At 68.1% G+C, this 12,170-nt stretch carries 15 protein-coding genes; 12 read left to right on the top strand and 3 right to left on the bottom strand.

Annotated features, from left to right (window positions below; all coding sequences use genetic code 11):
- Positions 1–22: 22 nt before the first annotated feature.
- Positions 23–1,078, bottom strand: a complete 1,056-nt coding sequence (locus tag ACF8LI_RS23080; protein WP_047326424.1) for a porin — start codon at positions 1,076–1,078, stop codon at positions 23–25.
- 331 nt (positions 1,079–1,409) lie between these two features.
- Between ACF8LI_RS23080 and coq7 the strand changes: the two genes are divergently transcribed.
- Complete coding sequence (gene coq7 / locus ACF8LI_RS23075; protein ID WP_016448723.1) at positions 1,410–2,027, top strand: 2-polyprenyl-3-methyl-6-methoxy-1,4-benzoquinone monooxygenase; 618 nt, start codon at positions 1,410–1,412, stop codon at positions 2,025–2,027.
- Between the two features lie 117 nt (positions 2,028–2,144).
- On the opposite strand, the gene ACF8LI_RS23070 is transcribed toward coq7, so the two are convergent.
- Positions 2,145–2,597, bottom strand: coding sequence for an OsmC family protein (locus ACF8LI_RS23070; protein ID WP_016448724.1), 453 nt, complete (start codon positions 2,595–2,597; stop codon positions 2,145–2,147).
- Between the two features lie 366 nt (positions 2,598–2,963).
- On the opposite strand from ACF8LI_RS23070, the gene ilvA reads away from it, so the two are divergent.
- The 3 genes from ilvA to ACF8LI_RS23055 are packed head-to-tail and all read left to right on the top strand — an operon-like array spanning position 2,964 to position 5,942.
- Positions 2,964–4,517 (top strand): threonine ammonia-lyase, biosynthetic, encoded by a 1,554-nt coding sequence (gene ilvA, locus ACF8LI_RS23065; RefSeq protein WP_392413547.1) that lies wholly within the window; start codon positions 2,964–2,966, stop codon positions 4,515–4,517.
- 22 nt (positions 4,518–4,539) lie between these two features.
- Complete coding sequence (locus tag ACF8LI_RS23060; RefSeq protein ID WP_392413545.1) at positions 4,540–5,352, top strand: adenosylcobinamide-GDP ribazoletransferase; 813 nt, start codon at positions 4,540–4,542, stop codon at positions 5,350–5,352.
- Complete coding sequence (locus ACF8LI_RS23055; protein ID WP_392413543.1) at positions 5,349–5,942, top strand: histidine phosphatase family protein; 594 nt, start codon at positions 5,349–5,351, stop codon at positions 5,940–5,942. The genes ACF8LI_RS23060 and ACF8LI_RS23055 overlap by 4 nt, the downstream gene beginning before the upstream one ends.
- A gap of 6 nt (positions 5,943–5,948) precedes the next feature.
- Here the strand turns inward: ACF8LI_RS23055 and ACF8LI_RS23050 are convergent, their stop codons facing one another.
- Positions 5,949–6,422, bottom strand: coding sequence for a type II secretion system protein N (locus tag ACF8LI_RS23050; protein ID WP_016448728.1), 474 nt, complete (start codon positions 6,420–6,422; stop codon positions 5,949–5,951).
- Positions 6,423–6,444: 22 nt separating this feature from the next.
- Here ACF8LI_RS23050 and gspG point away from each other — a divergent pair, with 22 nt between their 5' ends.
- From gspG to gspN, 8 genes are all read left to right on the top strand, one after another.
- The gene (gene gspG / locus ACF8LI_RS23045) at positions 6,445–6,921 is read left to right on the top strand and encodes a type II secretion system major pseudopilin GspG (RefSeq protein ID WP_016448729.1); all 477 of its coding nucleotides are present in this window, start codon (positions 6,445–6,447) and stop codon (positions 6,919–6,921) included.
- Positions 6,922–7,003: 82 nt separating this feature from the next.
- The gene (locus ACF8LI_RS23040) at positions 7,004–7,459 is read left to right on the top strand and encodes a GspH/FimT family pseudopilin (RefSeq protein ID WP_047326421.1); all 456 of its coding nucleotides are present in this window, start codon (positions 7,004–7,006) and stop codon (positions 7,457–7,459) included.
- Positions 7,456–7,854, top strand: a complete 399-nt coding sequence (gspI, locus tag ACF8LI_RS23035) for a type II secretion system minor pseudopilin GspI (RefSeq protein WP_016448731.1) — start codon at positions 7,456–7,458, stop codon at positions 7,852–7,854. Before ACF8LI_RS23040 ends, gspI begins: the two co-directional genes overlap by 4 nt.
- Positions 7,855–8,562 carry a prepilin-type N-terminal cleavage/methylation domain-containing protein gene (locus ACF8LI_RS23030; RefSeq protein WP_043790035.1) on the top strand — a complete coding sequence of 236 codons (708 nt, stop codon included), beginning with the start codon at positions 7,855–7,857 and terminating at the stop codon, positions 8,560–8,562.
- A complete protein-coding gene (gspK, locus tag ACF8LI_RS23025) occupies positions 8,559–9,536 on the top strand; it encodes a type II secretion system minor pseudopilin GspK (RefSeq protein WP_209799943.1) in 978 nt (325 codons plus the stop codon). The genes ACF8LI_RS23030 and gspK overlap by 4 nt, the downstream gene beginning before the upstream one ends.
- Before the next feature lie 44 nt (positions 9,537–9,580).
- Complete coding sequence (gene gspL / locus ACF8LI_RS23020) at positions 9,581–10,825, top strand: type II secretion system protein GspL (protein ID WP_043790034.1); 1,245 nt, start codon at positions 9,581–9,583, stop codon at positions 10,823–10,825.
- Complete coding sequence (gene gspM, locus ACF8LI_RS23015; RefSeq protein WP_034364462.1) at positions 10,822–11,364, top strand: type II secretion system protein GspM; 543 nt, start codon at positions 10,822–10,824, stop codon at positions 11,362–11,364. The genes gspL and gspM overlap by 4 nt, the downstream gene beginning before the upstream one ends.
- Positions 11,365–11,366: 2 nt before the next feature.
- On the top strand, positions 11,367–12,170 hold the full coding sequence (gene gspN, locus ACF8LI_RS23010; protein WP_016450868.1) for a type II secretion system protein N: 804 nt from the start codon (positions 11,367–11,369) through the stop codon (positions 12,168–12,170).

Genomic DNA, 12,170 nt, shown 5'->3' with positions numbered 1-12,170 from the left:
ACTGGCTTACGCCAGCCGTTCATTAGAAAGCGTGGCGGATACCGACTTGCACGCCAGTCTGGCTTTCGCCAGCTTGCACGCCACCAGCGTACACGCCCTTGGCTTGCAGGCCCAGGGTCGAAGCATCCTTGTTCTTCAGGAATGCCAGGTTGCCGTACAGAGCGGTGCGCTTGGACAGGTTGTGCACGTAGCCCAGAGTGATCTGGTGAGCCTTGGAGTCGATGGCCTTCTGGTCGTACAGAGCGTACTGCAGCTTGACTTCGCCCACGCCGCCCACGGGAGCCGAAGCGCCCAGCATGTAGGAGTTGGTCTTGATGTCGCCGCCGATGTCGCGCTTGAACTTGGTCTGTTGCAGCAGGCCGCTCAGCTTGGCAACGCCGAAGTTGTACGAAGCACCCAGGGTGATTTCGTCACGGTCGGTAGCCAGGCCGCCAACGGCAGTCTTTTGCTGGGCAACGCCCAGGCTGGCGCTCAGGGGGCCGTTGTCGTATGCAACGTAACCGCCGATGTAACGGCCGACGCTGTCAGCAGTACCGATGGTTTGCTTTTCGTCGAAAGCGTAGCCAAAGCCGGCGTTGAAACCGCCGAAGTTGGGGGTGTAGTACGAGATCAGGTTGTTAGCGCGGATGCCGTTGTCGTCGGCGCCTTGGCCAGCAGCCCAGTTACGGAAGCCCATGAACTGGCCGATACCGGTGGCGCTGAACAGGTCGTAGGAGGTCAGCTTTTGGAAGGTCGGAACTTGGTCACGGCCCAGGCGCACTTCACCGAAGTTGCCCGACAGGCTCACGGTGGAACGACGCTTGAAGTTGAAGCCGCTGGCGTTGCCATCGTCACCGAAGATTTCGCCTTCCAGCCAGAAGCCAGCCTTCAGACCACCACCCAGGTCTTCCGTGCCGCGCAGGCCCAGACGGCTCGTGGAAGCGCCGCTGGTGCCCAGACCATAACGGCTGTCGCCAGCTGCGTCCTTGTTCACGTAGGCAACGTTGGTGTCCACGATACCGAACAGGGTCACGGAGGATTGAGCCATTGCGGCGCCGGAAGCAGCCAGCACTGCCAGGGCAATCAGAGATTTTTTCATTACGAGTTACTCCAAGGTTTAGAAGGGCGCCGGTCGTGAGGAAGAGAGGCTTGGCCTGAGGCTCCACCGGTTTCCCGCGCCAACCTCCTGGTGGGGAAGTTAGGGCCTATTGCACCAGACCGCCGCTGCCCATGCAAAGAAATTCACCCACAAACGGGCTTGAACCCCCGTTTTTCGTTGCACTGCCGCAACAAACCTGCAGACCAACACAATCAGGCCCAACCCGAACATCGCGCCGGCCTTGTTGCGCTTGCACAAAGAGAGGGCATGTCGTCCTGGTGTACCGTTCAGACCCTGAATTTGCCAAGATTTTCCGCTCTAGGGACCGCCCATGGACAAGATACTGACTGCCGCCGATGCGGCGCTTCGCACCCTGTTTGCACAGCCTTCCGCGGCCGAGCGCTCGCCCGCCACCGGCATCGCGGAGGGTGAGCTGACCGAGGCACAGCGCCGCCTGTCGGGCGCCTTGATGCGCGTCAATCATGTCGGAGAGGTCTGCGCCCAGGCGCTGTACAACGCCCAGGCCATGGTGACGCGCGACATGGTGCTGCGCGAGCATCTGCTGGAGGCGGCCCGCGAGGAAACCGACCATCTGGCATGGACCCGCGACCGGCTCAACGCCCTGGGCGACCGACCCAGCCTGCTGAACCCGCTGTGGTTCGCCGGGGCATTCGCCATCGGCGTGGTGGCCGCCAAGATCAGTGACGCCGCCAGCCTGGGCTTCGTGGTGGAGACCGAGGAGCAGGTTTCCGCCCACCTGGAATCCCATCTGGGCCGTCTGCCTGAGGAGGACCGCCCTTCGCTGGCCGTGGTGGCCCGCATGAAGGACGATGAGGAGCGCCATGCCGCCGCTGCGCGCGAAGCCGGCGCGCTGGAGCTGCCGCCGCCCGCCCGCGCCTTGATGCGCCTGGCCGCCAAGGTCATGACGACGACCGCTCACCGCATCTGAGATCCGAAGCTTCTGAAACGACGGGAGCTGCATCCAGCCAAAAAAGAAGCGGGCCCGGCCCGCTTTCTTCATTCTTGCCGAGTCCCTGTCGAGGCACGGAACCAAGCACCAGATACCTCAGGCCTCGACGATGTCGAACCCCGTGGTGATCTCGGCCGTCTTGCCCAGCATGATGGTGGCCGAGCAGTATTTGTCGTGGCTCATGGCAATGGCCCGCTCCACCGCGCCCGCTGGCAGGCCGGTGCCGCTGACGGTGAACTGCATGTGGATCTTGGTGAACACCTTGGGGTCGGTGTCCGCGCGCTCCGAAGTGAGCTTGACGCTGCAGCCTTTGACCGCGTGCCTGCCGCGCTTGAGGATCAGCACCACGTCGTAGGCCGTGCAGCCGCCTGCGCCTGCCAGCAGCATTTCCATGGGGCGGGGTGCCTGGTTCTGGCCTCCATTGGCAGGATTGGCCGCATCCGGCGCCCCGTCCATATTGACCACATGGCCGCTGCCCGTTTCCGCCACGAAGCCCATGCCCGAGCGCATGCCGGTCGTGCCGCCTGTCCAACTCACTGTGCATTCCATTGTTGCGTCCTCAAAAAACTGTTGCTATTTTGCATCAACTACACAAAAACCCTGATTTTGTTGCAACGCAGCACCTGCCGTGCATACAATGCACCCAAGCGTTATCTGAAGGGTTAACCCGGACAACCCTCCAGATGGACTGCAGATTGTGAACCAACTTCACTCTGCATCGCACCAGTTGTCTCCTCCACCTCCTCTATTGGTGGATTCAGCCCCCGGCTTTACAGCCTGGGGCTTTTTTTTGCCTTTGTCGTCCCTGGCCCAGCCTGGACGCTGCACTGCAGCATGAGTCACAAGCGCCTATGATGGCCGCCTGACACCGACGGGCCGCCTCCCGGCCTGCTGCTCTCCAGCCTTTCGCCGACGATGAACCACCCCCTGACCCCTGCCGACTACCTGACCAAGATCCTTACCGCGCGCGTGTACGACGTGGCCGTGGAGTCGGACCTGGAGCCCGCCAAGGCGCTGAGCCGCCGCCTGCACAACAAGGTGCTGCTCAAGCGCGAGGACCAGCAGCCGGTGTTCAGTTTCAAGCTGCGAGGCGCCTACAACAAGATGGCACACCTGTCCGCCGAGCAGCTGGAAAAGGGCGTGATCTGCGCCTCGGCCGGCAACCATGCGCAAGGCGTGGCGCTGGGCGCACGCAAGCTCGGTTGCCGCGCCGTGATCGTGATGCCCACCACCACGCCGCAGGTCAAGATCGATGCGGTACAGGCGCTGGGCGGCGAGGTGGAACTGGCCGGGGAAAGCTATTCCGACGCCTACAAGCACGCCGTCAGGCTGCAAAAGGAAAAGGGCCTGACCTTTGTGCACCCCTTCGACGATCCCTATGTGATCGCCGGCCAGGGCACGATTGCCATGGAAATGCTGAGCCAGCTGCAAAAGCTGGGCAGCCCGCGCCTGGATGCCGTATTTGTCGCCATCGGCGGCGGCGGCCTGATCTCGGGCGTGGCCAACTACATCAAGGCCGTGCGCCCCGACGTGAAGGTGATCGGCGTGCACACCAAGGATTCGGACGCCATGCTGCAGTCCGTGCGCGCTGGCCACCGCGTGGAGCTGGCCGACGTGGGCCTGTTCGCCGACGGCACGGCCGTCAAGCTGGTGGGCGAGGAGACCTTCCGCATCGCCCAGGACCTGGTGGACGACTACGTGGTGGTCGATACCGATGCCGTCTGCGCCGCGATCAAGGACATCTTCGTGGACACGCGCTCCATCGTCGAGCCGTCCGGCGCCCTGGCCGTGGCGGCGATCAAGCAGTACGTCGCGAAGAACAAGACCAGGGGCGAGACCTATGCCGCCATCCTGTGCGGCGCCAACATGAACTTCGACCGGCTGCGCTTCGTGGCCGAGCGTGCCGAGGTGGGCGAGGAGCGCGAGGCGCTTTTTGCCGTGACCATCCCCGAGGAACGCGGCAGCTTCAAGCGCTTTTGCGAAGTCGTGGGCAAGCTGCCTGGCGGCCCGCGCAACGTGACCGAGTTCAACTACCGCATCAGCCACGAGAACAAGGCCCATGTCTTCGTGGGCCTGACCACGGCAGCGCGCGGCGAGTCCGAGAAGATCGCCAGGAACTTCGAGAAGCAGGGCTTCGAGGCGCTGGACCTGACCTTCGACGACATGGCCAAGGAGCATCTGCGCCACATGGTCGGCGGCCATTCGCCGCTGGCCCAGGAGGAGCGCCTGCTGCGCTTCGTCTTCCCCGAGCGCCCCGGCGCACTGTTCAAGTTCCTCAGCCTGATGGCGCCGACCTGGAACATCTCGCTGTTCCATTACCGCAACCAGGGTGCGGACTACGGCCGCATCCTGGTCGGCATGCAGGTGCCCGCCAAGGATGGCCGTAAATTCGACGCCTTCCTGAGCAATCTGGGCTACCCCTGGGTCGAGGAAACCGGCAACCCTGCCTACCAGCTCTTCCTGAAGTAGGCCCCGCCTCGGCTGTCCAGACATGCAGCCCATACGCCATTTCCTGCTGGCTCTGCAGTTCTTCAGCCGCATTCCGGTCACCGGGCGGCTTGCGGCCTGGGCCGGCTGGAGTCCGGCAATGCAGCACGCCAGCGTGGCCCATCTGCCGGGCGTGGGCTGGCTGGTCGGCGCCTGGGGCGCGGCGTGGCTGCTGGCCGCAGGCTGGCTGCTGGCACCCAGCCCCTGGATGCCTCTGGTGGCTGCCGTGCTGTCCACCATTGCCACGCTATGGATGACAGGCGGCTTGCACGAGGATGGATTGGCCGACGTGGCCGACGGCCTGGGCGGCTTTGTCCCGCCCCAGCGCGCGCTGGAAATCATGAAGGATTCGCGCCTGGGAGCCTACGGCGCCATGGCGCTGGTGATGGCGCTGATGACCAGGATCTCCCTGGTCGCGCTGCTGATCGACATTCGCGCGGAATGGGCGGCCTTGCTGCTGTGCAGCAGCCATGTGCTGTCGCGCATGGCGCCGCTGGCTCTCATGCAATGCCTGCCCTATCTGGGCCAGGCAGCCCACTCCAAGGCCTTGCATGCCGCGGGTCGGCCATTGGCTGCCAGGGGCCTGGTCGCGGCAATCCTCTGGTGCCTGCCCGCCCTGGCGCTGACAGGCTGGCTGGCGGGCCTGCCGCTCGTCATCGGCCTGGTACTGCCCGGCGCCCTGGCCACGGCCGCCATGGTGCGCTGGCTGCGCCGCCGGCTGGGCGGCATGACGGGCGATTGCCTGGGCGCCACCCAGCAGGTCTGTGAACTGGCCATGCTGCTGGGCGCCGCCGCTGTGCTGATGCGCATGCAATGAACGCTCTCCCCACGCCGCGCCTTTGGCTGGTACGCCATGCCCGCCCCCTGGTGGAGCCCGGCATCTGCTATGGCCGGCTCGACATGGAGGCCGACGCCCAGGCCACGGCCGATGCGGCGCAGGCCCTGCACCTCGCCCTGCCTGCGGATTGCCTGCTGGCGCATTCGCCACTGCGCCGATGCCATCAATTGGCACAGGCCCTGCAGGCACTGCGGCCCGGCCTGGCATCGGCGGCGGACAGCCGCCTGCTGGAGATGGACTTCGGCGGGTGGGAAGGCCAGCCATGGGATGCGCTGGACCGCAGCGCCATCGATGCCTGGGCGGCAGACCTTGCCGGGCACGCGCCGGGCCGGGGAGAGTCCCTGGCGACCATGCTGCGCAGGGTGGACGAGGCCTTGCAGCAGGCAAGGATGTACTCGAAGGACGACGGCGCCGGGCGCGACATCGTCTGGATCACCCATGCCGGCGTGGCGCGCTGCGTGCAATGGCTGATGCGTGAAGGGAACGCCCTGCCTCAGGCGGCCCAGTGGACGCTGCCGGCGCCTGACTTTGGCGGCTGGCTGGTATTGGAACTGCAGCCGCCGCACTGACCGGACTCAGCGCTTGTCGGGCAGGGACAGCTGCAGCGTGATGGAGGCGGGGCCATCGACGCTGGGGCCCAGGCGCGCCTCGCGGCCCGAAACCGACTGCAGCACCACGCCCTCTTCCACGGCACGCCCCACGCGAAACGGCTTGGCCGGCTGGTTGCCCACGGCGATGACCGCCGCGCCGCCGCCGCTGTCGCGACCGGCCAGCACACCCACCAGCGCATAGCGCGAGACCACAGGCGCCGCGACCGGCACAGCAACACCCTGAGCAGCGGCCACGCCCCCCAGGGCCTGCGCCAGCGCGGGTGCATCGACCTGCAGTGCCTCGGGGGGAGCCGGTGGCACGGGCGCCCCCGCGCCGCCATTGCCCAGGCGCATGGCCCAGAAAGCCACGATGCCGGCCGCCAGCAGCCAGAGCACGAATGTGGCCGCCTTGACGTGCCAGGTCCGGGCCTGGCCCCGGTTCAATGAAAGTGTCACCATCGCGCGATTATGATGGAGCGATATGTCCAATTTGCTGCACCGTTCCATGACCAGCCTTCCCCGCCGTCCGCTGCCTGCCCTGCGCACCGCCGTCCAGCGCGGCTTCACGCTGATCGAGCTGATGGTGGTCCTGGTCATCATCGGCGTGCTGGCGGCCCTGATCGTGCCCAACGTGCTGGACCGCGCCGACGATGCCCGCGTCACGGCTGCACGCACCGACATCACCAACATCTCCCAGGCGCTCAAGCTCTACCGCCTCGACAACCAGCGCTATCCCACGGCCGAGCAGGGCCTGCAGGCGCTGATCATCCGTCCCACGAGCGGACCGCTGCCCAACAACTGGAAGCCCTATCTGGAAAAGCTGCCCAACGATCCCTGGGGCCGCCCGTACCAGTACCTGAATCCGGGCATCAAGGGCCCCATCGACATCATGTCCTTCGGTGCCGACGGCCAGGCCGGCGGAGAGGGCAAGGATGCCGACATCGGCAGCTGGCAGTAAGTCGATGGCCCGGGCGATGGCCCGCAAGCGCCGCGCTGCACCGCACCACAGGCCCGCACTCCCGGCGGGCCTGCCTGCTCTCATGCCCCGCCAGACGGTTGCGCCCACCCTGACCATTCCTTCGCGCGGCTTCACCCTGCTGGAACTGCTGGTGGTCATCAGCATCATGGCGATTGCCGCTGCCGGCGCAAGCCTGTCTCTGCGCGACAGCGGGCAGGCCCAGCTGGAACGCGAGGCCGAGCGCCTGGCCGCACTGCTGGAATCGGCCCGCGCACAGGCACGAGCCAACGGCGTGCCCGTGCGCTGGCGGCCCATGCCGCAGGGCTTTCGCTTCGAGGGCCTGCCGGCCAGCGCGCAATTGCCTTCGCAATGGCTGCAGTCCGGGGTGCAGGCACAGCCGGCGACGCCGCTGATCCTCGGCCCCGAGCCACTGATTCCTCCCCAGTCCGTCACGCTGACGCTGCGCGACTCCAACAGCCCGCCGCTGCGCGTGGCCACGGATGGACTGCGGCCCTTTGCCGTGCAATCCCTGCCATGACAGGCATCCACGGACCACGCCGCAGGCACGGCGCGCCAAGGCGCCTGCCGCACGGCTTCACGCTGATCGAGGTCCTGGTGGCCCTGGGCATCGTGGGCATTGCCCTGATGGCAGGCCTGCAGGCCACATCGGCCCTGACTCGCAATGCCGAGCGCCAGTCCGAGGTGCTGCTGGCCCAGCTGTGCGCGCAAAACGAACTGGTGCGCCTGCGCCTGTCGCGCCAGATGCCGCCCGTGGGCGACAACAGCTTCACTTGCGAGCAGGGCAGCCGGCAGCTGCAGGTCCAGCTCAGCGTGCGCCCCACGCCCAACCCCAGCTTCCGCCGCGTGGATGCCCTGGTCGTCACGGCCGAGCATCCGGTGCTGCGGGTATCGACCATCGTGGGCCGCTTCTAGATGCGTTTGCGCCCTTTCTCCCGCGCGCAAGGCTTCACCCTGGTGGAGCTGATGGTGGCCATCGCCGTCATGGCCCTGCTGGCCCTGGTGAGCTGGCGCGGACTGGACAGCATGGTGCGCTCGCAGGAGACCATTCGCGCGCGCAACGAGCAGCAGATCGTGCTGCAGACCGTGATCGCCCAGTGGAATGCCGACCTCGAAGCCCTGATGCCGCTGGAGCACGCCCAGGTCATCGACTGGGATGGCCAGGTGCTGCGCATGACCCGCAAGAGCAGTGCCGCCGTGGACGATGGCGCCGTGGTCGTGGCCTGGGCCCGCCGCCAGACAGCCGGACGCGACCAGTGGCTGCGCTGGCAGTCGCCACCGCTGCGCACGCGCGCCCAGTGGCGCGAGGCCTGGAACCAGGGGGCGCAATGGGGACGCAATCCTTCGGACGACCAGCGCCGCCGCGAAACCGTGCTGCTGCCCCTGGACCAGTGGCGCCTGTACTACTACCGTGACAACGCCTGGAGCAACCCGCAGTCCAGCGGCTCGGACAACGGCACGGGCACGCCCAATCCACCATCCGGCGGCACCAACAGCAGCGCACAGCTGCCCGCGATTCCTGACGGCATACGCGTCGAACTGACCCTGCCGCCCGACAGCGCCGTCCCCGGCCGCGTCACCATGGACTGGGTCAACCCCCTGCGATCCAACAGCCGATCATGATGCGCGCACCCCGCACCCTGCCCGTCCGCCGCCGCCCTCGCGGCGTGGCCCTGCTGGCCGCCATGCTCACGGTCACGCTGGTCGCCACCTTTGCCGCCACCGCGCTGTGGCAGCAGTGGCGCAGCGTGGAGGTCGAGACCGCCGAGCGCAACCGCATGCAGGCCGCCTGGATTTTGCTGGGTGCGCTGGACTGGTCGCGCGTGGTGCTGGCCGAGGATGCGCGCACCAGCCTGCAGGTGGACCACCTGGCCGAACCCTGGGCCGTGCCGCTGCAGGAGGCGCGCCTGTCCACCTTCCTGGCGGCGCAGAACAACGTCAGCCAGGTCGATGACGGCATGGCCGACATGCAGGACGCCTTTCTCTCGGGCCAGATCATCGACCTGCAGTCGCGCCTGAACCTGCGCAACCTGCTGGGCGCGCCCGACAAGCCCGAAACCCTGCGCCCGCTGGCCCGCCTGCTGGAACGCCTGAACCTGCCCCCTGCCTATGCCGCCCAGATCGTCCAGGCCCTGCGCGCAGCGGCCACCGCCGGCGAGGGCGCGCAGTTCCTGATGCCGCGCACGCTGAGCCAGTTCGGCTGGCTGGGATTGCCGCCCGAAGTCGTCTCGCGCCTGGAGCCCTACATCACCCTGCTGCCCGAGAATACGCCCGTCAACCTCAACACCGCCAGCGCCGAAGTCATCTGGGCCAGCGTGGAGGACCTGACCTGGTCCCAGGCCAGCCAACTGGTGCAGCTGCGCGCATCGCGCCCGCTGCGCAGCCTGGCCGATGCCTCCAACGCGCTGGGCCTGCCGCAGAAATTCGAGGGACAGAACCTTTCGGTCGCCACCAGCTTCTTCGAGGCGCGTGGCCGCATGCGCCTGGGCGAGATCGTGGCCAGCGAACGCTCCATGTTGCGGCGCAACAACATGACAGTCACTACCATCTGGCGCGAGAGGGGGGACTGGGGATTGCCCGAAGCTCCCGCGCCGTGACAGATGCCTGTCACACTCGGCCCCTACAATGCCCGCTTCCGTCCATGAGCACCTTGATTCTTCATCTGCCTGCGGGCCCCGCTGGCGAATACGCCTACGCACTCAGCAGCGACGGCCTGCGCGCCGACCGGCATGGCCACGCCGCAGCAGGCCTGCTGCCCGATCCTGGCCGCACCGGCCAGACGGTTGCCGTGGTGCCGCACCAGGCCTTGTCCTGGCATCTGGTCAGCCTCCCCCATGGCGTGCCTACGGGGAGCCGGCGTGGACATGTGCGCCTGCGTGCCGTGCTCGACGGGCTGCTGGAAGAGCGCCTGCTCGACGACCCCTCCCAACTGCATCTGGCGCTGCAGCCTCAGGCACGCGCGGGCGAACCCTGCTGGGTTGCCGCCTGCGACAAGGCCTGGCTCCATGCCCATCTGCAGGCCCTGGAGTCCGCAGGCCGGCCCGTGGGCCGCATCGTGCCCGAATGCCCGCCCCAGTCCACGCCCCAGCTGTGGGCCGTGGGCACGCCTGAATCGGCCTGGCTGCTGGCCACCGGCCTGAGCACGGCCCCGCAAGGCATGGACTCGCTGGCCTGCCTGCCGCTGCGCACCGACAGTGCCGACCCCGCCATGCTGGCCGCCCTGCTGCAGGCCCTGCCCCCCGACACCCCGATCCAGGCGGACCCGGCGCTGGCCCGCGCCGCCGAGGCCCTGCAGCGCCCCGTCAGCCTGCTGACGGACGCCCAGCGCGGCCTGGCGGCCCGCGCACAAAACTGGGACCTGGCCCAGTTCGACCTCGACCTGGGCGGCGGCAGCCGCACCCGCCGGCGCATGCTCGACGGCTGGCAGAGCTTTCTGCGCGCGCCGCAATGGAAGGCCGCGCGCTGGGGTGCCGCGCTCGCACTGCTGGCCCAGGTGGTGGGCCTCAATGCCTGGGCCTGGACCGAAAACCGAGCCATCGCGGCCAAGCAGGTCCAGGTGCGCTCCACGCTGGCCACCAGCTTTCCGCGCGTTCCCGTCATCGTCGATGCGCCCGTTCAAATGCAGCGCGAAGTCGCCACGCTGCGCCAGAGCGCCGGCGCGCTGACGCAGGGCGACCTGGAACCCCTGCTGGCCGCCGCATCCCGGGCCCTGCCTGCCGGCCAGTTGCCGCAGGCCATGGACTACCAGGACCGTCAGCTGCGCCTCAAGGGCGTCTCGCTGGAGGCCGAGGCACTGGAGCAGGCACAACAACATCTGGCCGGCAGCGGCCTGCGACTGCAGCGCGACGGTGCCGACCTGCTGCTTGCCCAGGAGGCCCGGCCATGAACATGCGCGCATCCCGCCAAAGCCTGGCCCCACTGCGCGCGCGCTGGAATGCCCTGGCGCCGCGTGAACAGAACATGACGCTGCTGGCCGGTGGCGTGGTGGCACTGGCCCTGCTGTGGTGGCTGGCCCTGGCCCCCGCCCTGCACAGCCTGCGCACCGCGCCCGAACGCCATGCCCAGGCCGACCGCCAGTTGCGCCAGATGCAGCTGCTGCAGGCCGAGGCCGAGCAGCTGCGCGGCAACGCACGCCCCGTGGTCGGCGATGCCAAGGCGCTGCTGCAAAGCTCGCTGTCCGCCGAACTGGGCGCCTCCGCCCAATTGAACTGGATGGGCGACCGCGCACAGATCACGCTCAAGGCCGCGCCCGCCGCCGCGCTGGCGCGCTGGCTGGCCCAGGTCCGCAGCAACACGCACGCCGTTCCCGCCGAGATGAAGCTGGCCCGCAGTGCATCTGCAAGCGCCGCAGGCGCTGCCGATGCCGTGCGCTGGGATGGCAGCCTGGTGCTGGACCTGCCTGTCGATCCGTCGCGGGCACCTTGAGCATGCGCCGCCAGCCCCGCTCCCAGCCTGTCCTGCGCTCACCGCGCGGCTGGGCGCTGGCAGGCGCCCTGTGCGGCCTGGTGGCCACCACCGTCGTCTGGGCACCCGCCGCCTGGCTGGCACGCGGCGTGGATTCCGCCACACAGGGCCAGGTACTGCTGCTGCAACCGCGCGGCACGCTGTGGAACGGCTCGGCCTCCCTGGCCTTCACCGGAGGCGCCGGCAGCCGCGACCGCACGGCCCTGCCCACGCGGCTGGAATGGACGCTGCGCCCGCGCCTGGACGGTGCCCGCATTCAGCTGCGCAGCGAATGCTGCACACCCACGCCCGTGGTGCTGGACCTGCTGCCGCGCTGGCAGGGCCTGAGCGCCGTGGTGCACGACAGCGACACGCGCTGGCCCGCCTCGCTGCTGTCCGGCCTGGGCACGCCCTGGAACACGGTGGACCTGCAAGGCCAGCTGCGGCTGGCCACGCAGGCCCTGCAACTGCAATTGCTGTGGCAATCGGGGCGCTGGCGCAGCGACGGCAGCACGCGGCTGGAGGCGCTGGCCGTATCCTCGCGGCTGTCCCCTCTGCGCCCGCTGGGCAGCTACCGGCTCGACATCCTCGGGGGCGACAGTCCGCAGCTGCAGCTCAGTACCCTGACCGGCGACCTGCGCCTGAGCGGCCAGGGCCAATGGGTAGGCCAGCGGCTGCACTTCCAGGGCGAGGCCTCGGCCAGCCCCGAGCGCGAAACCGCGCTGTCCAACTTGCTCAACATTCTGGGACGGCGCCAGGGGCCCCGGTCCATCATTTCCTTTGGTTGA

The organism is Delftia sp. WSY_12 (assembly GCF_043104645.1).
In the GTDB taxonomy this organism is placed as follows: Bacteria; Pseudomonadota; Gammaproteobacteria; order Burkholderiales; family Burkholderiaceae_C; genus Comamonas; species Comamonas tsuruhatensis.
Note: the sequence above shows the minus strand (reverse complement) of the source record. Positions and strands in the feature narration are given on the sequence as shown.

Coding starts and splice junctions, on each gene's coding strand:
- ACF8LI_RS23040 (WP_047326421.1), top strand. CDS start 7,004: ATGCCCCGCCAGACGGTTGCGCCCACCCTGACCATTCCTTCGCGCGGC.
- ACF8LI_RS23060 (WP_392413545.1), top strand. CDS start 4,540: ATGCAGCCCATACGCCATTTCCTGCTGGCTCTGCAGTTCTTCAGCCGC.
- ACF8LI_RS23050 (WP_016448728.1), bottom strand. CDS start 6,422: ATGGTGACACTTTCATTGAACCGGGGCCAGGCCCGGACCTGGCACGTC.
- gspM (WP_034364462.1), top strand. CDS start 10,822: ATGAACATGCGCGCATCCCGCCAAAGCCTGGCCCCACTGCGCGCGCGC.
- ACF8LI_RS23080 (WP_047326424.1), bottom strand. CDS start 1,078: ATGAAAAAATCTCTGATTGCCCTGGCAGTGCTGGCTGCTTCCGGCGCC.
- ilvA (WP_392413547.1), top strand. CDS start 2,964: ATGAACCACCCCCTGACCCCTGCCGACTACCTGACCAAGATCCTTACC.
- ACF8LI_RS23055 (WP_392413543.1), top strand. CDS start 5,349: ATGAACGCTCTCCCCACGCCGCGCCTTTGGCTGGTACGCCATGCCCGC.
- gspK (WP_209799943.1), top strand. CDS start 8,559: ATGATGCGCGCACCCCGCACCCTGCCCGTCCGCCGCCGCCCTCGCGGC.
- coq7 (WP_016448723.1), top strand. CDS start 1,410: ATGGACAAGATACTGACTGCCGCCGATGCGGCGCTTCGCACCCTGTTT.
- ACF8LI_RS23030 (WP_043790035.1), top strand. CDS start 7,855: ATGCGTTTGCGCCCTTTCTCCCGCGCGCAAGGCTTCACCCTGGTGGAG.
- ACF8LI_RS23070 (WP_016448724.1), bottom strand. CDS start 2,597: ATGGAATGCACAGTGAGTTGGACAGGCGGCACGACCGGCATGCGCTCG.
- gspI (WP_016448731.1), top strand. CDS start 7,456: ATGACAGGCATCCACGGACCACGCCGCAGGCACGGCGCGCCAAGGCGC.
- gspL (WP_043790034.1), top strand. CDS start 9,581: ATGAGCACCTTGATTCTTCATCTGCCTGCGGGCCCCGCTGGCGAATAC.
- gspN (WP_016450868.1), top strand. CDS start 11,367: ATGCGCCGCCAGCCCCGCTCCCAGCCTGTCCTGCGCTCACCGCGCGGC.
- gspG (WP_016448729.1), top strand. CDS start 6,445: ATGTCCAATTTGCTGCACCGTTCCATGACCAGCCTTCCCCGCCGTCCG.